Annotated in this window: 20 protein-coding genes and 1 tRNA gene; 7 read left to right on the top strand and 14 right to left on the bottom strand. The window is 35.2% G+C overall.

What is annotated here, in order from left to right; all coding sequences use genetic code 11:
• Positions 1–28: 28 nt before the first annotated feature.
• Positions 29–1,990 carry a KUP/HAK/KT family potassium transporter gene (locus AC23MB_RS08125; protein WP_487786959.1) on the bottom strand — a complete coding sequence of 654 codons (1,962 nt, stop codon included), beginning with the start codon at positions 1,988–1,990 and terminating at the stop codon, positions 29–31.
• A 452-nt stretch (positions 1,991–2,442) separates the two neighbouring features.
• Between AC23MB_RS08125 and AC23MB_RS08130 the strand changes: the two genes are divergently transcribed.
• On the top strand, positions 2,443–2,631 hold the full coding sequence (locus tag AC23MB_RS08130) for a DUF5522 domain-containing protein (RefSeq protein WP_409506585.1): 189 nt from the start codon (positions 2,443–2,445) through the stop codon (positions 2,629–2,631).
• Positions 2,628–3,158 carry a DUF4136 domain-containing protein gene (locus AC23MB_RS08135; RefSeq protein ID WP_487786960.1) on the top strand — a complete coding sequence of 177 codons (531 nt, stop codon included), beginning with the start codon at positions 2,628–2,630 and terminating at the stop codon, positions 3,156–3,158. The genes AC23MB_RS08130 and AC23MB_RS08135 overlap by 4 nt, the downstream gene beginning before the upstream one ends.
• Positions 3,159–3,230: 72 nt before the next feature.
• Here the strand turns inward: AC23MB_RS08135 and AC23MB_RS08140 are convergent, their stop codons facing one another.
• Positions 3,231–4,070 carry a restriction endonuclease gene (locus AC23MB_RS08140; protein ID WP_409506583.1) on the bottom strand — a complete coding sequence of 280 codons (840 nt, stop codon included), beginning with the start codon at positions 4,068–4,070 and terminating at the stop codon, positions 3,231–3,233.
• 118 nt (positions 4,071–4,188) lie between these two features.
• On the opposite strand from AC23MB_RS08140, the gene fabV reads away from it, so the two are divergent.
• From fabV to AC23MB_RS08155, 3 genes are all read left to right on the top strand, one after another.
• Complete coding sequence (gene fabV, locus AC23MB_RS08145) at positions 4,189–5,391, top strand: enoyl-ACP reductase FabV (protein WP_487786961.1); 1,203 nt, start codon at positions 4,189–4,191, stop codon at positions 5,389–5,391.
• 153 nt (positions 5,392–5,544) lie between these two features.
• Complete coding sequence (locus tag AC23MB_RS08150) at positions 5,545–6,450, top strand: endonuclease/exonuclease/phosphatase family protein (protein ID WP_487786962.1); 906 nt, start codon at positions 5,545–5,547, stop codon at positions 6,448–6,450.
• 11 nt (positions 6,451–6,461) lie between these two features.
• Complete coding sequence (locus tag AC23MB_RS08155; protein ID WP_487786963.1) at positions 6,462–7,088, top strand: hypothetical protein; 627 nt, start codon at positions 6,462–6,464, stop codon at positions 7,086–7,088.
• Here AC23MB_RS08155 and AC23MB_RS08160 read toward each other — a convergent pair.
• Together AC23MB_RS08160 and AC23MB_RS08165 are read right to left on the bottom strand one after the other, a co-directional pair.
• Complete coding sequence (locus AC23MB_RS08160) at positions 7,085–7,459, bottom strand: hypothetical protein (RefSeq protein ID WP_487786964.1); 375 nt, start codon at positions 7,457–7,459, stop codon at positions 7,085–7,087. The genes AC23MB_RS08155 and AC23MB_RS08160 overlap by 4 nt on opposite strands.
• A 72-nt stretch (positions 7,460–7,531) precedes the next feature.
• Positions 7,532–7,605 (bottom strand) — tRNA-Cys (locus AC23MB_RS08165).
• A 202-nt stretch (positions 7,606–7,807) separates the two neighbouring features.
• Here AC23MB_RS08165 and ribB point away from each other — a divergent pair.
• Complete coding sequence (gene ribB / locus AC23MB_RS08170) at positions 7,808–8,929, top strand: 3,4-dihydroxy-2-butanone-4-phosphate synthase (RefSeq protein ID WP_487786965.1); 1,122 nt, start codon at positions 7,808–7,810, stop codon at positions 8,927–8,929.
• Between the two features lie 24 nt (positions 8,930–8,953).
• Here the strand turns inward: ribB and fmt are convergent, their stop codons facing one another.
• The 5 genes from fmt to folK all read right to left on the bottom strand — a co-directional run bounded on the left by fmt (position 8,954) and on the right by folK (position 15,226).
• On the bottom strand, positions 8,954–9,901 hold the full coding sequence (gene fmt / locus AC23MB_RS08175) for a methionyl-tRNA formyltransferase (protein WP_313031776.1): 948 nt from the start codon (positions 9,899–9,901) through the stop codon (positions 8,954–8,956).
• Positions 9,902–11,803, bottom strand: a complete 1,902-nt coding sequence (locus AC23MB_RS08180; RefSeq protein WP_487786966.1) for a RecQ family ATP-dependent DNA helicase — start codon at positions 11,801–11,803, stop codon at positions 9,902–9,904. It abuts the gene before it with no gap.
• Positions 11,804–11,889: 86 nt separating this feature from the next.
• Positions 11,890–13,314, bottom strand: a complete 1,425-nt coding sequence (locus AC23MB_RS08185) for an OmpA family protein (protein ID WP_374330483.1) — start codon at positions 13,312–13,314, stop codon at positions 11,890–11,892.
• Between the two features lie 22 nt (positions 13,315–13,336).
• Positions 13,337–14,788, bottom strand: a complete 1,452-nt coding sequence (locus tag AC23MB_RS08190; protein WP_487786967.1) for an OmpA family protein — start codon at positions 14,786–14,788, stop codon at positions 13,337–13,339.
• Positions 14,789–14,806: 18 nt separating this feature from the next.
• Complete coding sequence (gene folK, locus AC23MB_RS08195) at positions 14,807–15,226, bottom strand: 2-amino-4-hydroxy-6-hydroxymethyldihydropteridine diphosphokinase (protein WP_374330485.1); 420 nt, start codon at positions 15,224–15,226, stop codon at positions 14,807–14,809.
• Between the two features lie 21 nt (positions 15,227–15,247).
• Between folK and sppA the strand changes: the two genes are divergently transcribed.
• Complete coding sequence (sppA, locus tag AC23MB_RS08200; protein ID WP_487786968.1) at positions 15,248–16,996, top strand: signal peptide peptidase SppA; 1,749 nt, start codon at positions 15,248–15,250, stop codon at positions 16,994–16,996.
• A gap of 109 nt (positions 16,997–17,105) precedes the next feature.
• Here sppA and AC23MB_RS08205 read toward each other — a convergent pair whose 3' ends face one another.
• The 5 genes from AC23MB_RS08205 to AC23MB_RS08225 form a co-directional block, all read right to left on the bottom strand.
• Positions 17,106–17,768 carry a DUF6048 family protein gene (locus tag AC23MB_RS08205; RefSeq protein ID WP_374330489.1) on the bottom strand — a complete coding sequence of 221 codons (663 nt, stop codon included), beginning with the start codon at positions 17,766–17,768 and terminating at the stop codon, positions 17,106–17,108.
• On the bottom strand, positions 17,734–18,213 hold the full coding sequence (locus tag AC23MB_RS08210) for a DUF6452 family protein (protein WP_312321932.1): 480 nt from the start codon (positions 18,211–18,213) through the stop codon (positions 17,734–17,736). The genes AC23MB_RS08205 and AC23MB_RS08210 overlap by 35 nt, the downstream gene beginning before the upstream one ends.
• Positions 18,210–20,681 (bottom strand): zinc-dependent metalloprotease, encoded by a 2,472-nt coding sequence (locus AC23MB_RS08215; RefSeq protein WP_487786969.1) that lies wholly within the window; start codon positions 20,679–20,681, stop codon positions 18,210–18,212. Before AC23MB_RS08215 ends, AC23MB_RS08210 begins: the two co-directional genes overlap by 4 nt.
• Before the next feature lie 206 nt (positions 20,682–20,887).
• Positions 20,888–22,300: a 23S rRNA (uracil(1939)-C(5))-methyltransferase RlmD gene (rlmD, locus tag AC23MB_RS08220; RefSeq protein WP_079668250.1), complete on the bottom strand. Its 1,413-nt coding sequence runs from the start codon at positions 22,298–22,300 to the stop codon at positions 20,888–20,890.
• A 17-nt stretch (positions 22,301–22,317) separates the two neighbouring features.
• Entirely contained in the window at positions 22,318–23,835 is a 1,518-nt protein-coding gene (locus AC23MB_RS08225) for a TlpA family protein disulfide reductase (RefSeq protein WP_487786970.1), read from the bottom strand.
• Positions 23,836–24,482 lie beyond the last annotated feature (647 nt).

Consider the following 24,482-nt stretch of genomic DNA (forward strand, 5'->3'; position numbering starts at 1 on the left):
TTTTTGTAATGTCTGCCTTTGCTTAAGCCTAGACTTTTTTGATTTTGTCATGTACATAACCTTGCTCCAATAATGGTGCCGATTCTACAACTACGTTGTGTGACGCCACACCGTAGGCTTTGAAGTCGCTGCTTCCCATTTTTCTCACAAAATTATAAATATTCATGATCATCTTATCGCGGATATTTAATAAATAATCGTTGATATAGATGTTATCAATAATGACATATTTAAGATCTGGCGGAATGTTATGTGCTCTCAATGACGGATAACTACTCTTCGAAGGAATCATACCATCGTCCATCATATCATCTAATACTTGTCCAAAATAATCGCTAATTCTTCGATCTATTTTGAAACCAAGCATGAAGTTAACTTTATAAATTGTCCCAGGCAAAATCTCTTCAAGATGATATTTGAAGGTATAAGGTTCTTCTTGGTTGATAACACTCAAGATAAAATAATGATCGGCACGCTTCGGTTGAGATTTAATAATAGAATAAATAATTTTTGATTCTACCTCATCTTCTTTTTGAGCGCGACTAAAAAAGGCTAAGTTGGTTGCATATTTGGGAATGGTGTTGTCCAACTTCATATCCATAATCGTTGACACATAGTTGTTAAGCTTCACAAACTTGACAAATTGCGTTTTGATTTTTCTACCGTTATACCAGCCGTACATACAAATCCCGATAAAGCCAGCTAGCAATACAGAAATCCAACCACCTTCGAAGAATTTAATAATGTTTGCACTAAAAAATCCTAACTCTATGATTAAATAAACAACTGCAAATATACCAATCCATATTTTCGGTGTTCTTGTTTTGAAGAACCAGAAAATCAACAAAATTGTAGTCATCAACATCGTTACCGTAATGGAAAGTCCATAAGCTGCTTCCATCCTACCTGACTCTTTGAAGAACATTACAATAATTGCACACATTATAAAAATGCCCCAGTTGATTCTTGGGATGTACATTTGTCCTTTAATACCCGATGGATAATCGATTTGTTGATTCGGCCAAAGGTTAATAGACATCGCCTCAGAAAACATTGTAAACGCTCCTGTAATTACCGATTGGCTGGCAATAATGGCTGCACAAGTTGCGATAATAACTCCTGGAAGGATAAACCAGTCTGGCATGATTCCGAAGAAAGGATTTTTACCATTAAATACTTCGTGATAGTTATTCAGCAACCAAGCGCCTTGACCTAGATAGTTAAGAATAAGCATGGCTTTTACGAAAATCCAAGAAATTCGGATATTGCTTTTTCCGCAGTGTCCAAGATCCGAATATAAAGCTTCGGCACCCGTTGTACAAAGGAAAACCGCGCCTAAAATAACAATAGCCGACGGCGAATTGTATATTAATTTAATTGCATAAATAGGATTAAAAGCTTTTAAAATATACGGTGCTTCCAATAGATGATAAAAACCTAAAGTCCCCAATGTTAAAAACCAAATCACCATAACTGGCCCAAAAAATTTACCAATAAAGCTAGTCCCAAATTGTTGCACTATAAATATGATAAACAAAATAGCCAATGTAATAGGCACAACAGGTGGTTCATGAACAACCAATTCTAAACCTTCGATAGCCGACATCACGGTAAGCGAGGGTGTAATAATACTATCCGCCACCAAGGCTGCTGCACCAATGATTGCGATGATGTAAAGCCATTTTTTACGAATTCTTTTTACTAAAGAATAAAGAGAAAGTATCCCACCTTCTCCCTTGTTATCAGCTCGCAGTGCAATGATGACATACTTAAGTGTTGTCTGCAAAGTAATTGTCCAAATAATACAAGACAATGCTCCTTCGATGTATTCTTCCGAAATAAAACCTCCAGATTTCCCTGCATTAATGATGGCTTTCATAACGTACAATGGTGAGGTACCAATATCGCCAAAGACAATACCTAATGATACGATAACGCCTAAAAACGATAGCTTCTTGATGTCAATATGACCGCCTGATGTTTGTGACATAGTTTGAAAAAATAAAGTGCAAATTTAATTTTTTTTGAATACTAAAATAATTTTCGTCTTTGTTTTTATTCAATTAAAATAAGCCTTATTTAAAATAATTTACGAAAGACCACAACTTCCTATTTTTCAAATAATTAAAATCAAATTCATTTGCATAAGCTTCTCGCTCAAAAGATATAGCTCGATAAGCGAGGTAAGGTTTTTTCAAATAAATGAGATGTAAAATGTATTCTGTAACATACAAAAAATAAAACGGCAAGATCAACAACTCCAATTGTTGTCGTATGTGTATCCGCTCATGATTAATCAAAATACGATTGTTCCGATCCTCTTTTCTTTGGAGAATAATAAACGGAAACAAAGTAATCCCCGAAATTTTCATACTTTTGAGAAAACTTCTCATCACGATAATCATAAAGCAAAGATATATTTTTTTGAAAACAATTTAACCTATGCCTAAAATTGAAATCAAAGAAAATGAAGACTTTTATTATAACGAGCAAGGTTACAAAGTTTTTACAGCAAAATTCCATCTAAAACGTGGGTATTGTTGCAAAAACGGATGTAGACATTGTCCTTATGGTTATGATAAAAAAACGGACACATTTTCTAATGTTAAAAAAAACAGCGACCCACAATGAAAAAATATCTTTTTATTCTAGGCTTAGCAGTAGCAGGATTGGTAACATCTTGTAGCCCTTTCCAAGTAAGATCGGATTATTCTGCAACGGCAAATTTTACGGATTATAAAACGTATTTATTCCGCACGGATGATTTAAAGTTAAACGATCTTGACAAAGATCGTGTTCTTAACGAACTTTCAAAACAAGTACAAAGCAAAGGTTTGACCTCATCGCAAACGCCAGACCTTATCATCAATGTAAAAGCATCTCACAAAAAAGTACAAGATGTACAGTCGTCTTCGCCTTATGGCATGTACGGCTATGGCGGGCCTTGGGGCTTCGGTGTTGGGATGAACAGAACATGGACAAGCAACTACAACAGCGGAACTATCGTTGTTGATATGGTAGACGCTAAAACCAATAAATTGGTTTGGCAAGGTATCGGAAGCGGCATTTCTGTAGATTCTCCAAAAGCTAAACAAAAACAAATCCCAGAAGTGGTTGCCGAAATTATGGCTAATTATCCTCCTCAAAAAGGAAAATAAGCCTTTAGCTATCAAATTTTAATAAAGTCCCAAAAGCCTCAAAATGTCTTGAGGCTTTTTTTTAATATTGAGTTACTCAGAAATCTTAATACTCATAAGCTCTTTAGCTTCTTGCAACATTTGTTGTTCTTTTTCGGGGTTTAAATTTAATAGTTTTAAAAATTTTGGATTTTCTACAAATTCTTTTACTAAGATGCACCCACTTTCCAACAGTTTTGATTTTTCAACTTCGTTAATCGTTGTTAAACAAGTTACAGGATACAAAACGTTAGCGTCCACTAAGTTCTTTAATCCTCTATTCTGTGGATAATCCCAAGATAACATTTTTAGATTATAATATTCTCCAAAAGTCGTCGAATCGCTGGTGAAGTAAGCATTCGTCACCAACCATCCATCAGTAAACTGTGTCGTTGTCCCGAATAATTTATAATCAATTCCCGAAATATCTTTAATTCTCGATAAGACATACATGGGCGTTGTTACAGAAATTTTAGCATCATCAGTATTCCGGAATTTACATTCCATCCAATAGGTTTTCTCGTCTTTTTTTGCGATAACGTCCGCTTCATGCATCACCGCATGACCTTTGATGTGTTGTCCCGTTTCTGTTTGGTAACCTAAAGATTGAAACACCCGCGAAATCCATTGTTCAAAATAAAAACCAGCAGGACCAAGCTCAGACAAAGCCTTCTTCAAACTATAACGAGCAGCAACCGATCTCGAAAGCCCCTTCAAAGCTTCGAAAGCCATTTTGTAAAGTTCTTTCGTCGTGATGCCTTCGTAACATTTCGGGGTAATAAGTGTCACAATTTTATCAACATCTTCCACCGAGGCGCCAGAGTTTTTGAGAGAGGAAGCAAGCTTAGTAACATCAAATTCTACCAGCTCGCCAAAATTATTTTTGATTTTCATTTTTTAAATTTAAACCTAAAGATAAGGATAATTGTAAATCTTAAAGTAAAAGTCTAAGCATTATGTCATGCATTAATCTAAAAAAATGCTTAATTTGCATAGTTAAAAAAATTAAAAAATGATTATCCAACCAAGAACAAGAGGTTTCATTTGTCTAACGGCACATCCTGATGGCGCGTTACACAGTGTAAAAAACCAAATTGAATATGTAAAATCGAAAGGCGAACTAAAGAATGGACCTAAGAAAGTTTTAGTAATCGGTGCTTCTACAGGATTCGGATTATCATCTAGAATAGAAGCGGCGTTCGGATCTGGCGCAGCAACAATCGGTGTTTTCTTCGAAAAACCAGCTTCTGAAGGCAAAATGGGAACAGCAGGTTGGTACAATTCTGCCGCTTTCGAAAAAGAAGCAGTAGCTGCAGGACTTTACGCAAAAAGCATCAACGGTGACGCTTTCTCTGACGAGATTAAAAAGGAAACAATAGAACTAATCAAAAAAGACTTAGGACAAGTTGATTTGGTAATCTATAGTTTGGCATCTCCACGAAGAACGCATCCAAAAACGGGTGTTGCTTACGCATCTGTTCTTAAACCAATTGGTGAGCCTTTCACTAACAAAACGGTAGATTTCCACACAGGTGCTGTAACAGACATCAGCATTCAGCCAGTTGATAAAGCCGAAGATATCGACAATACAATTGCTGTAATGGGTGGCGAAGATTGGAAATTCTGGATGGAAGATCTTAAAAATGCTGGTGTATTGGCGGAAGGTGTCAAAACTGTTGCTTACTCGTATATCGGCCCAGAATTAACTTTCCCGATTTATAGAAATGGGACAATTGGTCAAGCTAAAAACGATTTGGAAGCGACTGTTCCGGTGCTAAATGATTTATTAAAAGACCTTAACGGAACATCTTACGTGTCAGTTAACAAAGCTTTGGTAACACAATCTAGCTCTGCAATCCCTGTGGTTCCGTTGTATATTTCTTTACTTTACAAAGTGATGAAAGCCAAAGGAACGCACGAAGGCACCATCGAGCAAATGGAAAGACTATTCTCAGAACGACTTTACACTAATGACGGAATTGTACCATTGGATGAGAAAGGCCGCATCAGAATAGATGATTGGGAAATGGCTGATGATGTACAAGCTGAAGTTGCTAAACAATGGAATGCCGTAACAACAGAAAATCTTGCTGACATCAGTGACATCGAAGGTTACAGAAAAGATTTCTTCAATCTTTTTGGTTTCGAAATCGATGGAATTGATTATGAAAAAGATGCTAACGAGAACGTGAAAGTCCCGAGTATTGTTGAATAATTTTCAAATCTAAACGCTATAAAGTCCAATGTTTTTCGTTGGACTTTTTTGTTGAAATTAGTTTTAAATCAAAACGTCAAAAACCAAACATGCATAATTGAAACCAAATTTTCTTATCTTTAGACCTCAGCAAAATTTTTCAAAACGCCTTATATGTCGACACTTTCGGAATTATTTATGTTTTACAATGTTGAAAATTTTTTTCCTGCAGAAAATATAAAATACGAAAAATCGATTTCTGGACTTTACAATTGGGACGATTATAAATATGGTCTTAAACTTCGAAAAATAAAAAATGTCTTCAATTGGATTAATGAAGATTTTGGTCAAATCCCATCAATAATTGGACTTGCCGAAATTGGCAGCGTTTCGGTTTTGGAAGATCTACAACAAGAAGATTCACCTTTGCGCAATCATCAGTTTCTTTACAAAAAATCCAATGATTCTCGAGGTTTGAGCGTTGCTTTGTTTTACGATGAAGAAAAATTAAAACTTAAAAATTTTTACAGTTTAAGTTTTAGCATTTCCGAAAATCTAGTTGCGGACACGCGCGATATTTTGCAAGCCGAATTCGAATTTAACAATGAAAATCTTCACGTCTTCGTACTTCATCTTCCTTCGCAGCGACTTCAGGATGAAAAGAAAAATCTACGAAACAAAATCATTGAAGCTTTTAAAAATATCCTTTCAAAAATAATTGAAAAGCAAGAATCCATCATCATTATGGGCGATTTTAATGAAAATCCGAATGGTGAAAAAATCAAAGAATTGTTGCTAGATAATTTTGGAAACAGAATTTTTATAAATCCTTTTGAGAACTTATTTAATAATAATCAATTTTCGTCTTATTATGGTAGCAAAGGACTTTTGTTTGATCAAATTCTTTACTCAAAAAACTTACTTGAAAAACTAAACTTTACGTCAAGTGAAGCTTCTATTTTTCAAAACGAAAAAATAAGAGTCAAAAACTCCAAACATCCGTTGCGTACGTATTCTGGCTCACGATATCTTAGTGGTTTTAGTGACCATTTTCCTGTTCTTTTAAAACTTGAAAAATAACAGCGACCTCAATGGAAAAGAAGAAACAAAAGGAAATCAACGCCAAAATTGCGGAAATTAATTCAAAATTAAAACGCGATCTCAAGCAAAAAGCACCGCTTGAGAAAGGCGCAATTTTACAAATTGTGTTGTTTATAGTTTGGGGAATTGTCAACATCTATTTGTTCAACACCAGATTTTGGGAAGAAAATAATTTTTTCAATTTTTGGGTTGTATTTTTCCTTTTATTGATGAATATTCCTTTATTTATTATAAAAGACGAACAAACTTCAAAAGCCAAAATTGCGGCATTCGTATTTTTTGTTGCCATTTCGAGTTTATTAGGATTTGGGATTGCTATCGGCTATAACCAAGCGATGCTATTCTCGATTGCAGCGTGGTTACCCAATTATTTGCTTGTTCTTTTGCGAGGTCGAAAGGAAGACATCGATAACCTAAAAGGAAATACTGGATGTTTTGTGGTGTTTTGGATAGCGATTTTATTAGGAAGTGTCGCGATCTCGATGTCCGGAAATGGTGATTTTCTGGGCAAAAACAAAAACTACGGTTATCTTATCAATACAATCTATTGCGGTTTTAGTGCTGTTGCTGTCTATTATGCCAATCGTTATCGCAATGTTAAAAATGATTATAACTAAACATCCTCACGGATAAAAATGTTGCGATAATCAAGTATTGTGTCTAACTTTTGATTTCGGTAAAGAAAAATCCTCAACGAATCTTTCTTCTTCACAATCGAGTCGCCAATTTTAAATTCTTTTTCCCACTCGCGTTCAACAGTATAGATTTGATTTTTATCTTTCCCTGTTAAGGTCATTGTATTATGATTGCGTTTGTCATGATAAATTTTTTCAATTTTAAAATCACCAGAATAATCCTTTCGCATATCCAGAAAAATTTCTTTACCAGACCTTTTATCAGTTACAGCCACAAAAAACCAATAACCAAAGAAGCAAGTCAATGGTAAAAACGTCATCGTTAGTAAAAAAGCGATAGCTTTCTTGTTCATTTTTAGTAAATTGCAATCAACTTTAAATATAAAAAAAATCGCTTTCACAAAGTTGTAAAAGCGATTTTTAATTGGAGGTGCCTAGCGGATTCGAACCGCTGTAGATGGTGTTGCAGACCACTGCCTAGCCACTCGGCCAAAGCACCCTTTAATTGGTTTGCAAATTTAATAAAATATTCTTGATTTCAAAAGGCTTTTAAGTATTTTTTATTTCAACCTCTGATTTTCAAGCTGAAAACTTATTTTTTAAATTTTAAAGCTTATTAAATTCAGCTATTATCAGCATAAATTTAAGAAAAATCCTTTCAATATCCTTATCTTTGCGTAACAAAAAAATCTAAAGTAAAAATGGAAAAATTCCAACTAAATACAATCTCAGAAGCAATCGAAGATTTGCGTAATGGTAAAATGATTATTGTTGTTGATGATGAAAATCGCGAAAATGAAGGCGACCTTGTTGCTGCCGCAGAACTTATCACAACAGAAACAATCAACTTTATGACCATCCACGCAAGAGGTCTTATCTGTATGCCTCTTAGCGAAAAACGTTGTGATGAGCTTGATCTTCACTCTATGGTAAGCAATTCTACCGATCCTAAAGAGACAGCTTTTACGGTATCTGTTGACCTTTTAGGAAAAGGAACAACAACCGGAATTTCTGCTAGTGATAGAGCAAAAACTATCAAAGCCATTATGGATCCTGCTACCAAACCAACCGATCTTATGCGTCCAGGACATATTTTCCCGTTGCGTGCGAAGGAAGGTGGCGTGCTAAAAAGAGCTGGTCATACCGAAGCGGCTATTGATTTAACAAAGTTAGCGGGTCTTAAAGAAGGTGGTGTTATCTGCGAAATTATGAACGATGACGGAAGCATGTCGCGTATCCCCGACTTGATTGAATTTAGTAAGAAACATGATCTAAAAATCGTATCTATCGAAGACCTTATCCATTATAGATTAAGAAAAGGAACCATCGTTGAGCGCATCGAAGAGCGCGATGTGAAGACACATTACGGCGATTTTAAATTTTTTGCGTTTGAGGAAAAACCAACGGAGCAAATTCATTTTGCTTTAACCAAAGGAAGTTGGACACCAGACGAACCTGTATTGATTAGAGTACAATCTTCAAGTTCTTACTTTGATGTTTTGAGCCGTCTTAACAATGGTGAACAACCGCTTTTAGAAAAAGTTACAGACATCATCAACAAAGAAGGAAAAGGTGCTATTGTCTTTATTAATAACGTTTCTAATACAGAGACGACACTTAGAAAATTACAACAATTCTTGAATTTCCAAAACGGACAAGAGCAATTCCCAACAATCCCTGCGAACTTTAGAGATTACGGAATCGGAACTCAGATTTTGAAAGATTTAGGAATCAGCAAGTTTAAAGTGATCTCTCAAAATCCAAACTTAAAGCCTATTATTGCTGGCTACGACGTTGAAGTAACCGAAATGGTACAACTATAAAAAACCAAAATGGCTTAGTGATTACTAAGCCATTTTTATTTGTTCGAAACTACGAAAACCATTTAAAAAATCTTTTAAAAGCATTCGTTTTTTGCCTTGCAATTGCAATTCTTCGGGGAAGTAATAACCATCTTTTGTTGCGATTTTAAATTCATTTTTAGAAATGTGAATTGTCCCAGCTGTTTCGTTGTGATTATTTAATTCAAATTTTCCTTTAAAAAGCTTTAAAGATTTTTCTTCATTTTCGATATTTAAAATCGTAAAAGCCGTTGGATAAGGCGACATACCACGCACAAAATTGTGGATGATTTCGGAGGTTTGATCCCAATTAATTTTTAAATCGTCTTTAAAAATCTTGTAAGCTGTTTTTGGATTTTCCTTTTCTGGCTGCGGACGTTCGGTAAGATTTCCTAAAGCTAAACCGTCCAAAGTTTTAACAATTAATCCAGCCCCCATCACCATCAATTTGTCATGAAGACTTCCTGCATTATCTTCTGGCAAAATATCAATTTCTTCTTGAAGTAAGATATTACCTTCATCAATTTTTTCGTTGATAAAAAAAGTGGTCGCTCCAGATTTGGTTTCACCATTTATCACTGCAAAATTAATCGGCGCCGCACCACGATAATCTGGCAACAAAGACGCATGCAAGTTAAACGTCCCCATCGGCGGAATCGAAAACAACATTTGGGGCATCATTCTAAATGCAACAACCACAAACACGTCAGCGTTAAGGGATTTTATCTCTTCTAAAAATTCAGAATTTCTTAATTTTTCTGGTTGAAATAATTTAAGACCTTGTTCTTCGGCATATATTTTAACAGGCGAGGCATTTACTTTTTGCCCTCTTCCACTAGCTTTATCCGTTGCTGTCACCACGCCCACAACTTCGTGATGCGATTGGTGAATAGCTTCCAAAGCGGTTTTTGCAAATTCTGGTGTTCCTAGAAACACAACTTTTAAACTTTTCATTTATGAGTTTATCGTATAAGTTTTATAATTCAACATTTTGATTCTTCTTAAATCTAAAAGAAAAATCAGGATTTCTAAAATAGTTTCTCGAGAATGAATTTTGAGAATCGCTACCAATTCATTTAATGTTCTTGGCTGATAAGTCAACTGTAACAGGATGTCATTAGTTAAGCTATTAGAACCTACTGGTGCCTTTTTTTGACAATAATCACATTTGCCACACTCTTCAGTATTTTTCTCTCCAAAATAGCGTAAAACGAGCTTCATTCGGCAATAATCTTGCGTGGTGACGTAGAACTTCATTTGTTTCCATTTTTGAAGTTTATTTTCTTGTATTTCTGAAAACAGCTTCCAATAATAACCAAACAATCTGTTTTCATCGCGTGGTTTTAGAAACCTAACCGCATGATTTGCACCATCGAAATATTGGATATGTCCCGCCTTTTGTAAATCTTCTAATCGCTCTCTAAATAATTTGATATCGAAATGATTTTTCTCGCAAAAAGCCCTCTCACTGAAATGAACTTTACCAGAAGCCAAACCAGCAATATTTCTAAACAATAGCTCTAAAAAATGAGCGTCTTTTGATGGCAACAATTCGATATCTTGACCATTAACCAGAGATTCTATGCTCGACGGACTCCAAGTATTTTTATAATATATAAGCTCTTGATTATGCAAAAAATTGAGAACATTAACAATCTTAGCACGCGAGGCTTTACTTAAACTTTTAATTCTGTCAAGCTTTAGTGTAAACATTGGCTCGGGCAAATCGTGTTCGGCAATTTGATAAATCGAATACAAGTATCGAAGTATCGATTGGTATTCTTCTTTGCTCGGAATTTGATTTTTTAAAATAGCATCAAACTCATTTAACTCTTGTTGGTTCCAAAAAAGATAGGCTATCGATTCCTCTCCATCTCTACCAGCGCGACCGATTTCTTGATAATAATTCTCAATCGATGACGACGGCGACAGATGCATAATAAACCTCACATTATCTTTGTCGATCCCCATCCCAAAGGCATTAGTCGAAATCAAAACTCGCGAATGGCTGTTCTGCCATTGTTTTTGTAAACGTTCTTTATCTTGTCGAGAAAGTCCAGCATGATAAAAATTAACACTATCAAAACCTGAATTTTTTAAAAAGTATGTAAGATCCTCAGCCTCTTTTCTGGTTCGTGTATAGATGATCCCAGCGGTTTTATTTTGGCTTAAAAAATTTTTTATTTTTTGATACTTGTCGGTGATATTTTGACAAATAATATTGAGGTTATCACGTTCAAAACTTTGCTTAAAAATATTGACTTTTTTTAATGAAAGCTTGACCACGATCTCTTCAACAACTTCTGGTGTCGCCGTCGCTGTCAAAGCCAACATAGGGACTTTCTTAAATTCTTCTCTAAAAAATTTGATATTCTGATAACTCGGTCTAAAATCTTGTCCCCATTCTGAGATACAATGCGCCTCATCAACAGCTATAAAGGAAATGTTAATTTCAGGGATTCTTCGTAGAAATTCTTGGTTTTTAAGTCGTTCTGGCGAGACATAAAGCACTTTAGTAAATCCTTCTATACATCTATTGAAAACCGCTTCAACTTCGCCATCATCTAACTCAGAACTTAGAAACTCCGCTTCAATTCCTAGATTTTCCAACGCATCAACTTGATCTTTTATTAAAGCTAAAAGCGGCGAAATCACCAAACAAGTTCCTTCAAGAATAATTGCAGGAAGTTGATAACAAAGCGACTTTCCGCCACCTGTGGGCAAAAGTGCTAAGGCATCTTTTCCATTGATAACCGATGTAATAATCGCTTCTTGGTCTTCACGAAATTCTGAATAACCCCAAAATCTTTGAAGTTGCTCGTGTAAAAGTTGTGATAATTGAACCTCGGTTTTCATATCGTAAAAATAAACAATTACTAAAGCTTAAAAAAATAAAAACCGCTGAGATGTCTCAACGGTTTTCAATTTTATTTAAAAGTAAATTATTTCGCTTCGAAATAAACTCTTCTGTTAGCTCTGTTTTTCCATTCTGGACACTTAGTAGCTGGCTCACATTCTGGATAAAGAAGGTCTTTCTCTCCTCTACCAATAGTCTGTAGCTTGTTAGCATCTGCACCATTCTTCACTAAGAAGTTTTTAACATTATTTGCTCTTCTTTCAGAAAGATTTTGATTGTATGTATCTGTACCTCTTGTATCTGTACCCCCTACGATTACAAACGAACCTCCTGAAGCATTAATGTTATCAATTGTATTCGAAAGAATTGACACATTACTAGGAAGAATTTTATCAGAATTAAGATTAAACTCAATACCTTTAATCTCTCCTGTAGATTCGGATACAGAACCTTGCCCTTGATTAGCAGAAACAATTGGACATCCATTATTTTCTACTGGTCCAGGTACAGTAACACATTTATCATAAAGGTCAATCACACCATCTAAGTCTGCATCTAATGCTACACCAGAACCGTCAACTCTCGCACCTGCAGGTGTATCAAGCTGTCTATCCCAATCATCACAAACGCCATCATTATCAGCATCTCCTTTTTTACAAACTTCTACATCGTCAGTCTTGTCTGCAAGAACATCTAGTTTGTAGTAAATTTCTTGTAATGGATCATGCCAGAATAAATGTGACTGATGCTTACCAATATTATATGTTAAACCTAAAGCTGCACTAACTAAATTATCTGATACTTTATTGGTACTATGTTGATTAACACCTAAACTACCATCAAAAGTATTATCACCTGTCACCATATACATAACTCTACCTTCCAAATCTAATGAATTGGTCATTCTATATTTAAGAGCAGTACCAAACTGTGCAAATAAAGAACCTATTTTAAAAGGTTTAATCTCAGTAGCTAAGTTTTGATTATATGGCATACCTGGATTTTGGATATAAGCTTTATAAGCTAATGTTCCTCCACCAACATAACCGTGTAAGGCCCATCTAAAGTTAGACTTGTTATCAACTCTTCTTAATAGGTTTGAAATATTAACATCAGCTAATAATGAAATAGCGTCATATTGTGTTCTTGCTGCTTTTACATTATCAACATGATCTTTAGTATTTGCATTGCCTTGTCTTGTTTCGCCTTTATCATATTGCAATTTTAGTCCGAAAGCATGCGTAATAGCTTTATCAACACTAAAATAAGCTGAATAACCGAACAATGTCTTTCCTGAACCATTGTTAATTGATGTAATATTACCTGTCTGAATCAACGCTGTACCAGCACCTGCTGAAATCGACCAATCATTAAATCTTTTTGAATCTTGTGTGAAGGGCTGATAAGCTTGTGTAGATGCAGAATCGATTTTAACAGCCTCTTGAGCATAACTTATCGAAGGAAATAAAAAGCCTGTTAAGGTTAATATGGTTAATAAATTTTGTTTCATTTTATGTCGTTTTTCTTAATTACTATTTAGCTATAAAATATACTCTTCTGTTAGCCTCGTTTTTCCATTCTGGACACTTAGTAGCAGGATCACATTCTGGGAATTTAAGATCGGACTTACCTCGTCCTTCCGCATCAAGAATATTATTAGATACACCTTTCGCTACAAGATAAGCTTTAACAGCATCTGCTCGTTGTTGAGATAATTTTTTGTTCAGAACTTCTGAGCCTCTAGCATCCGTTGCGCCAACAACAAGGAAGTTTTGTTCGTTATTTAAACTTTTAATAACTGTTGCGGCTTGATCTAGTAAGTTATATGAAGATTTTCGGATAACAGACTTTCCTAATTCGAATTCAACGGATTTAAGATATTCGTTAATTTCGCTTATTATATTTGACTTAATTAATGTTTTAGTAGGTGACTCGATTGGACATCCATTATTTTCAATTGGACCAGGTTCGGTAACACATTTATCATGAAGATCTATTACACCATCTAAGTCAATGTCAAGAGCTACACCAGCTCCATCAACTCTAGCACCGGCAGGTGTATCAAGTTGTCTATCCCAGTCATCACAAACGCCGTCGTTATCAGCATCTCCTTTTTCACAAACAACAAAATCTTTAATATCTGTCTCAAGTTTACTAGTTCTTGCAAAAGCGTCATGAAGTGGATCTACCCAAGCCAAATGTGTTCTTCCACTCTTTCCAATCTTAAAGCTTAATCCTAGATTAACCGTAAATGGATTATCTGATCTACTTGGATTAATTTGCATGTAAGCTGCAGCTGGTAAAGTAGGGTCATAAGCGCGCCCACCTTGTGTACCTGACCCGTCAAATGCATCGTCACCAGAGAATACATACATTGCTCGTAACTCCAAATCAACAAGCTTTGATAAGTTATATTTCAAACCCACACCTGTGGTCCAAAATGCTGATGCCTGATCTAGTTTTTGCTCTAGATGAAAAGGCCAATTTTTATAAATACCTTCATCTTGAAGATGAACTGTAAAGTTCTCTAATCCTACACCTGCATACGCATGCAATGCCCATTTAAATTCAGATTTATTATCAACCCTTCTCATTAGGTTAGAAAGATTAACATCACCAAGTACAGCCAATTGATTATACATGGTATAGGCTTGCCCAACGCCCCATTGTGGTTTTGCCATACCTTTTTGATTAGTTTTTCCTTTAGAAAAGTTCAAACTAACACCGAAGGTATGTGTAATTTGTTTGTCTAGACTGATGTAGCCATTCCATCCCCAATTAATTTTACCATCATAAAAAGATGTTAAATCCGCAGATTGCATAAATGCACCACCTCCACCAACAGAAACAGCCCAATCTTTAAATTGTCTTTTTTCGTTAGTGAATTTTTCAGTTTTTTCAGAGCCTGACCCGTACGGATTAGAATTTTGTGCAAAAATTAATGCTGGAAAGGCGGCAGCCAAAAGAATTAATTTTTTTCTCATATTGTGTTTTTACTTCTATTAATAACCTATTTCAGAAAGTAACTCCCTAGAAAATGCTCTTTCGAAAGCATGTTTATTATGTGGTAACTGCAACTTCTTACTTACAAACGTAATTTTATCATAAAATACTATATCGATATCTATCTCTCGATCTTGATATCCTCCATAATAGCCACTATCATGTAACCTCCCCATTTCGACCTCAATATTTTTGAGTGAGGTTAATAAATTACTAGGTGATAAAAAAGTCTTGATTTCCAATGCAATATTACAAAAATTATTACTACTATAAAATTCTATTGGTGATGTTTCCATGATTTTTGACATATTAACAATTGTACATCCAGAATTAACAATTTTACTTATAGCATTCTCAATCTGTATTTTAGGATTATTTTTATTACTACCGAGTAACAAAACGGCAACATGTTGCGACATATTATCAAATATTAATTATTTATGAAATCTTTTTTCAAGTATGTACTAGCAAATATAGTTGCTTTTGTAATCTTAGTAGCTATCTTCATAGGAGGATTTATCTTCTTCGCTATTATGGGCGCTTTCATGGATAGTAGTGGGTCTGTTAAGAAAAACTCTATTCTTACCTTAGATCTAAAAACTAAAGTTATCGAAAGTCCCAGTGACGAGCAGTTTTCAATCTTCGATTTTAAACAAGAAGGGAAAACCATCACAAGTCTTGACCTTCAAAAATCTATTATCAATGCGAAAACCGATAATAATATTAAAGGTATTAGTTTAGAACTTGATGATTTCTCAGCTGGTAATACACAGTTAGAAAGCATTCGTCAGGCTTTAGTAGATTTTAAGAAAAGTGGAAAATTCGTCTACGCTTATGGTAATAATGTTTCGCAAGCAGCATATTATATAGGATCAGTAGCAGATCAATTTTACCTTAACCCAACTGGTGGTATCGAGCTAAAAGGTCTTTCTGCGGAAGTTGCGTTCTTCAAAGATTTTGCTGATAAATACGGTATTAACATCCAAGTTATTCGTCACGGAAAATTCAAAGCGGCAGTGGAGCCTTTTATGTTAAACAAAATTTCTCCTGAAAACGAAGAACAGCTTTTTACACTTCTTAATGACGTTTGGTCAAGAAATTCTTCTCAGATTGCACAATCTAGAAAAATAAATCCAGCGGAGTTTAAAACAATTACAGACAGCTTGTACAGTTTTATCCCAGAAAATAATATCAAATACAAGTTAGCTGATAAGTTGATTCAGAAATCTGAGTACGACAACATTCTTCGTCAAAAAATTGGTATTAAAAAAGAGGATAAACTTAGTAAAATTTCGTTCCCGAAATATTTCGGAACTATCGATCCAGACTCAGAAGACGATAAAGTGGCGGTATTATATGCAAGTGGCGAAATCAACTCTGGTAAAGGAACGAATGGTATCTATTCTGAAACTTTCATTAAAGAAATTAAAAAAGTAAAAGAAGACAAAAAAGTGAAAGCTGTTGTATTAAGAATTAACTCACCTGGTGGAAGCGCCAATGCTTCTGACGAAATTCTTTTTGAGCTAGAACAACTTAAAAAAGAAAAACCACTTGTAGTGTCTTTCGGAGATTATGCGGCGTCTGGCGGTTATTACATCGCCATGGCAGCGGACAAAATCTACTCAGAGCCTAACACTATTACAGGATCCATCGGCGTGTTTGGACTAATGACTTATTACAAAGACATCGCAAACAAAAACGGAATCCGCAGCGACGTAGTCCAAACCAACAGCAATTCTAATATGTATTCGGCATTGCAAGGACCAACGTCTGGTACACTTAACATGATGCAAAAAAGTGTTGAAGGCACTTACAAACGTTTTGTACATTTTGTAATGACCAATCGTAAAAAATCTTTCGAGCAAATTGATGCCATCGGCGGCGGACGCGTTTGGTCTGGGACAAGAGCTAAAGAACTTGGTTTGGTTGACGAACTTGGCGGTATTAATCAAGCTATTGCTGATGCTGCAAAACGTGCAAAACTTTCTAAATACAGTCTAAAAACTTATCCTGCAAAATCTAATCCTTTCGAAGAAATGTTTGGAAGTTTGGATGAAGAAGAGATTTCGGAAAAAATGTTAAAATCTAAACTTGGCGAAAGTAACTATAAAATCTTCCAACAATTGACAGATACAAAACTTCAAAATGGCGTGATGATGAGAATGCCTTATATTTTGGAAGTAAAATAAAATACGGAACTAAATTATATTGTTAAAAAAAGCCTGACATTCTTCGGAGTGTCAGGCTTTTGATTTATTATTAAATATCTTCTTACCTGAATTTAATATTTAAGAAAAATTAAAATTTATAAGCAATATTCCAGCTAAATCCGAATCCGAATTTCCCAGAGCTACGTCCAAATCCAGGAACAATCATTGGCATAATGCCTTCTTGTTTTGTTGTGTAGAGCAAATATTTTGGTTGAACATTAACATCGATAAAAAAATTGGAATCAAACAATTGCACACGTCCACCCAAAACTGCTTCTATCCAATAAGAAGATTGTGAAGATTCGGGTAAAGATTGTGTACCGTCGCCGCCGCCGCCCGTTGCACGAACAGGGATTGCAAAATATTCTTGATTATAAAATGTACCAGCCAATTTTCCGCCTCCGTAAAAGCCGTTGTAGAGATTTTCTTTATCCATAGATAACATGTAGAAACTCCCAAGTTTGAAGAAAGTTCCGCTTGCTTTCGCGTCGTAACCATTCTTTTGGTAGATATTTTTATCAATGCCAACATCAGCAACAAGATGCGTTTTTTTGGTTAATCTCGTAGAAATTGTCCCTTGGAAAAGCTTTCTGTCCGAAAATGCGCTAACACCAGCATTAAGTACATCAAATCCTACAAGAAAATTAGGTTCGTACTTCCAAGATTTTTTGATTGTATCAGCAGTTTTTTTTTGTCCATAAGCAACTAAAGACAGACTAAAACAAAAGATAGAAATGAGTTTTGTTTTCATCAACAATTTCGGTTTGGTTAGATTGAACTTTTTTAACTGGCGTCGGTTTTACTAAATCGTAAGTCACATCTTTGTAACTCAATTTGTAGCCACAAGCTGGCGATACATAGGCCGATTGCGTTTTGTAATTAATATTAACAATCGACGTATCTCCTTTTATTCTTGTTTTAAAATATAATTTGGTCGCCGTGCTATTGTCGACACGCAAAGGTATCAGCAACGAATCGACCTTGGAAAGCTTCGTCAAATCTTTGATTTTTCCATTGCCGTAATCAACGCTCACATATAACGTATCGACGGTCAAAAGCTTATCGTTAATTTCTGTTTTAAATTTTACCTTGACACGAGGCGTCGCTTCCCCACTTACGCAGATGTCGTCATCGCCACCGCAAGAAATAAGTGCTAAAGTAAAACCAACAGTTAATAATTTCAGAAAACGTCTCATGATTTTGGATCTAAAGTTTTTTCAATTCTAAAAATTAAATCTTGATAATGGTATTTGCTCGATTGATCACCAGCATTAATTTTTGAAGCTAATCTGGATTTAAGATCGGATAATCTTCCACGTACAAAAGCTGTAATATCGGTTTGATCATTGTTTCTGTTGTCCACCAATTTAGATAAACTCGATACATAATTTCGCTGCAAATTACGACTATAAATATCATCATTATTTTTGAAAACCACATTTTCTAAATCTGATAAATAATCTATCACCGAATAATTTGCGCCTCCAACAGCTTCCATTTGATACATATTCTGTAAAACCATCGGACTCAAAATTCTGTTAAACACAGTATTCTGCAAATCTTCAACAGTCTTTACAGGCATTTTTCCTGTTTTTTCGTAGATTGATTTATTCAACAACCAATTTGGTGTTTGGAAGACATTTTTATCTAAAAAGCCAAGTGCTTCTTTTTGATCTTTTTTAGAAACCGTTTCGAAAATAGTACCAGATTGTTCTGCCGTTTTTGGTGTTACATAACGTCCACCAATATATTTAGAAACGTGACCAATATAACGTTTGAACTGTCCAGTTACTTGGTCATACATCATCCCAAGATTCGTAAAATCTTCATTAGGAGTTGCTGTCCATTGTTCTAGATTTTCAACTATTCTTTTAAGATTTTTGAGTCCGTATTCACTAGCCAACATTGCATTATCTCCCAAAGCTTCACTTTGCAATCTTGGATCAAAAGTATCAGACTCGGTCCCGAATAATAATCTTGGATTTTTAGTTTTATCAATAACCCATTGGTTAAGTTTTGACTTTTCAGAATCTGGTGTTTTTAAATCAAAAAAACGTCTATAGCCCCATTCGATTGCCCAATTGTCATAATCACCAATTCGCGGATAGATACCTTTTTCGGTGATGTTATCTTCTGGTTGCGCAACATAATTAAAACGTGCATAATCCATAATTGAAGGTGTATGTCCGTTTTCGTCCAACCATTTTTTATCTCTAAGTTTTTCAACAGGCACCGTTGCACTTGATATAAAATTATGACGTAATCCCAACGTATGACCAACCTCGTGAGAAGACACAAAACGAATCAACTCTCCCATTAATTTGTCATCAAACTCCATTTTGCGAGCTTTAGGATCGATAGGTGAAGCTTGGACAAAATACCAATTTCTCAACAACAACATCACGTTATGATACCAATTGATGTGACTTTCCAAAATCTCACCAGTTCTAGGATCCGATATTGAAGGTCCAGACGCATTTGGTACATCTGAAGGTTTGTAGACAATCGCCGAAAAACGCGCATCTTCTAGACTCCATTCTGGATCAGTTTTGGTATTTGGGATTTTAGCAACAATAGCATATTTGAAACCAGCTTTCTCAAAAGCTTTTTGCCAATCGTTAACACCTTCCATCAAATAAGGAACCCACTTTGGCGGCGTCGCCGGATCGATATAAAAAACAATCGGTTTCGCAGGCTCTACCAATTCGCCTCTATTATATTTTTCAACATCTTGAGGTTTTGGTTCGAGACGCCATCTTTTGATAAGGTTAACACGCTTTACTCCTTGAGGATCCAAATCAAAATCGGTATAACCAACTGTGAAGTAGCCAACTCGCGGATCAAAATAACGTGCTTGCATTTTGTCTTCTGGCAACAATACAAAAGAAGAATTAATCTCTACGGTATAATTCCCGCTGACTTTTGGGACAATAGCTCCAGGAACTGGCGTTGCTGCACGACCTGTCGTTTTAGAAAAAGTTTTAGTCGTGTTAATCTCAACATTCGTCGGGAAAGACTTCACATAATTAACGAAAGACATATTCTTCTGGAAAGCACCAACTTTGAAATTATCCTTTACCGTTGCATCAAAAGACACCATTTCGTTGTCAGCATTTAGAACATCTGTTACGTCGATAACAGAAGATTTATTTCCTTTTCCGTAAGCTTTAACATCGAAAGACATCATAATCTCTTGGACATTATTTCTAACTACGGATTGATACATTTGAGATGTCGAATCTGCAGCGTAATCAACGTAAGAAACCGAACGCAAAAGTATTTTATCTTTCGGACCTTTTTCAAAACGAATAACTTTTTGACCAATTTGATCGCCGGCATAACCTGTTGTTCCAGATCGCATACCTGCGGCAGATTTAGTCAATCTTGTCACCATCAGAAATTCTTTATTTAGAACATTATCTGGCAATTCGAAGAAGTATTTGTCATTAATTTTATGAACATCAATAATACCGTTATCGGTCACCGCTTTATCGGTAATCACATCTTTATAAGGTTTAACCGCTGCTTTTTTATCTTTGTCAACGTCCGTTTTGGTTGCTGCTGGCGTTTCTTTTTTAACGGCTGTCGAATCGGTCTGTGCCGTTCCTGTTTGATAAAAAAATAAAATAGCGGTCGAAATAATTAATGTTCTAAAATTCTTCATATACAATCTTCGTTTTAATTAAGAGTTTGTTTAAAAATATTTAACCACAAAAGGATAGCATTTAACGACAATCAATAAAGTTCAAAAAAAATAAAGTTTTATACTTTGCATTTTTTGCTCTTTTAAAATTGCGCCTTACTTTTCCTTTTGTGGCCAAATTGATTAATTTTTAAAATTAAACAGACTCTAAGTAATCTTCTTTAAAATTATTTTTTCTTCTTGGTCAAAAGTGCAATGTTCTCAACATGATGTGTTTGCGGAAACATATCAACTGGCAAGATTTTCACCAAGTCGTAATCTTCCTTCATCAATGCAATATCACGAGCTTGCGTCGCCGAATTACAACTGACATACACCACTTTTTCTGGCGAAAGTTTAAGAATCTGCTCTACAACCTTTGGATGCATCCCATCACGTGGTGGATCGGTAACCAAAACATCAGCTTTTGGATGTTGCGACAAAAACTCTTCGGTGAAAACCTCCTTCATATCGCCACAATAGAAAGTACAATTGTCTAGACCGTTTAATACTGCGTGTTCCTCAGCCGCGTCGATGGCTTCTTGCACGGCTTCGATACCGATAACATGTTTTGCAGTTCTAGCGATATATTGCGCGATAGTTCCTGTTCCTGTGTAAAGGTCGTACACCACTTCGTCGCCCGTTAATCCTGCAAATTCTAAAGTTTTTCGGTAAAGATTTAATGCTTGTTTATAATTGGTTTGGAAAAATGATTTTGGTCCAATCTTAAACTTAAGACCATCCATTTCTTCATACAAAAATCCATCACCAAAATACGTCTGAATATCTAAATCGTAAACGCTGTCATTTCCTTTCGAATTAATTGCGAAAAGCAAAGTTTTAATTTGAGGAAATTCTTTTAAAACAGCATCAAGAAGCAATTTTCTTTTATCTTCATCTTCTTTAAACAATTGGAATAATAACATCCATTCGCCTTTAGAATTTTGACGAAGCATAAAAGTTCTCAAAAAACCTTCCTGATTTCGAACATCAAAAAACTCAAGGCCATTTTCAACGGCAAAATGTTTTACGAAAAGGCGCATCGCATTCGACGGATCTTCTTGTAGAAAACATTCTTTAAGATCAAGAATCTTGCTCCACTGTCCAGGAATATGAAAACCTAAAGCATCTTTGCTATTAAGTTCAACATCACTTTTTATTTCTTCTGGTGTCAACCAACGCGCATTGGAAAACGAAAATTCCATCTTGTTACGATAAAGGAATTGTTCTTCCGCACCCAAAATTGGCTCACAAACAAAATCGTTGAAACCACCAATTCTCTTGATGTTGTTAAGAACTTCACTTTCTTTAAAATAAAGTTGTTTTTCGTAAGACATATTTTGCCATTTGCAGCCACCACAATATCCGAAATGAATACATTTTGGTTCGACCCGATCAGGCGACATTTCCAAAATCTCAATCGCTTGACCTTCGTAATAGCTACTTTTTGACTTTTTAACTTGTACATTAACAAGATCTCCAGGTACGGCTCCGCTTACAAAAATGGTTTTGCCGTCCTCTGCTTTAGCAACAGAAACTCCTTTCGCACCGGCAGAAAGGAGTCTGATATTTTCTAAAATTAAATTCTTTTTTTTCTTCATTAAGAATAAATTTCTATCTATTTAGTTTGTGGTTGCGCTGCTTCTGGTTGAGGCGCTGGCGCAGTTTGTTGTCCATTCCAATCTGGAGTAACTTGTGCTTCAGGCGCAGCTGGTGCAGCAATACCTGTTAATTTACTTAACATTTCGATGAATTTTTGCTCACCAAGATTATAGTAAGTTGGACCTGCAATTTTACCATCTTTATCAAGCAATGTAAATCCAGGAATTTTGAATCCAAACACAGAATAATCTTTAGCAAATTTTGAATTAAGACCACCTTCAGCATATACATTAACGCCAGAAATACCTTTCATCAAAGTTGGATAAGTTTTATCAAATTGCGCTTTTGTATCATCAAGATTTACTAAAACAATATTCATTTTTGATTTGTAGTATTCAACAACTTCTTTTAGAACTGGAATTGTGCTTTGCGCGATGTAAGGATTCCAAGACGCATAAGTAACTACCAAAGTTGGTTTTCCTTTAAAGTCCGCAAGAGTCGTAGATTTACCATCAGTTTTTAACAAAGCACTAGCAGGTGCATCTGTACCTTTTTTAAGACCATATACTGCATCGAATGCGGCTTTCAAATCTTTTTTAACTTCAGCGTTTTTAATATTGTCATCAGCAACTTTAATGATAGCTTCTGTGTTATCAGCAAACGGATTAAGATCAAATTTAGAAATAACAAAAGCCAACAAATAGTCTTTAGTGTCCTGAGAATATTCTGATTTTCCTTTTAAATATTTAGCAAAAATAGAAGACATTGACGCTGTATTCTTATCGCTTTGTGCCAATGCAAACTTCTGGAAATCGTTACCAATTTTGTTTAACAAATAGTTACGGTACAACGGTAAGTTTTTAATCATCTTATCGCCATCAGCTTCCAAAGACTTAGTATAATCTTTAAATGCTGTAGACACTTTAAAGTTTGGTTGCTGTACGGCTTCACCATGATTAGCCTCGTATTGACTAAGGAAAGTCAAAATATGAGTTTTAAGTTCATCTTTCTTAAGCGTTACAACATCAGAATCAGCTTTTGTTTTAGACGCAGCATCATCGATATTTTTAGTCAAATCATCATTAATTTTTTTAACTTGAGTTAAGAATGATTTTTCATCTTTAGAAATAATGCTCATATCCAATTTTCCAAGATACTGCTCCATGTAAGCCTGAGTTTCTTTCAAGAAATCATTATTAGCTTTAGCATCTCCTTGGATTGTAAACACATTCGGGAAAGACATCGCATCTCCCGAAATATTAAGAGACTGTCCTTTTTTAAGATAAACGAACGCCATTTGACCAGCATAAGTCATTGCGTACATTCCGTTCTTTGGAGCTTCAAATTCTCCAGTAAAATTACCCTTAGCATCAACACCCATATTAATTAATGGCAAAGTCGCAACCCCCGAAGCATCGATAAATTCTACACGTTCCAAAGGCGAACCATTTTTGATAACACCGCTAACTTTCACTTTCTTAGAACAAGAAACCGCGAACAATGCAATCATACATAAGAACAAAATTCTTTTCATAACTTGATTAAAATATTTGATTGCAAAAATATGCTTATTTAAAAGAAAAAAAAATAAAAAAGCTTATTTTCACAAATATTAACAACATTATCTTCAAAATTTGATTTAAATAAAAACTTAAACCGGCACCAAACCAAAACATAAAAACATTAACGTTAAAATCTACGGACTCTATATGAACTAAATAGTATTTTATTAGTAGCTCCTTCCCGCTTTCACTACTCGCTTTTTTGTGCTTGGCATTGGCCATTACTTACAAAAAGAGCTTCAAACCTAACGAAGTGGTTCGACGAAGTCACACATGCCGTTCAATCGGGGCTAGGTTTTTTAGTTAGGAGTTATTAATTATGAATTATGAGTTGAGATCTTAGGTTTTAGGTTTCAGGTTTCAGGTTTCAGGTTTTAGGTTTTAGGTTTTAGTGTTTGGTGTTTGAATTTTAGGTTTTAGTGTTTAGAATAAAACTAAGAGATTAATCGGAATTTTAGGCATATTGCCTATAGATTAACGCTTCAAGCTAATAACCACAATACGATTACTAAAACCTGCTACGTGTTATTCTACTACCTATTTCCTATAGGTATAAAACAAAAAAAGCTCATCAACACTAGTTGATGAGCTTTAAAAAAACTGGCGGCGACCTACTCTC

The organism is Soonwooa sp. T0.1_25 (genome assembly GCF_057652215.1).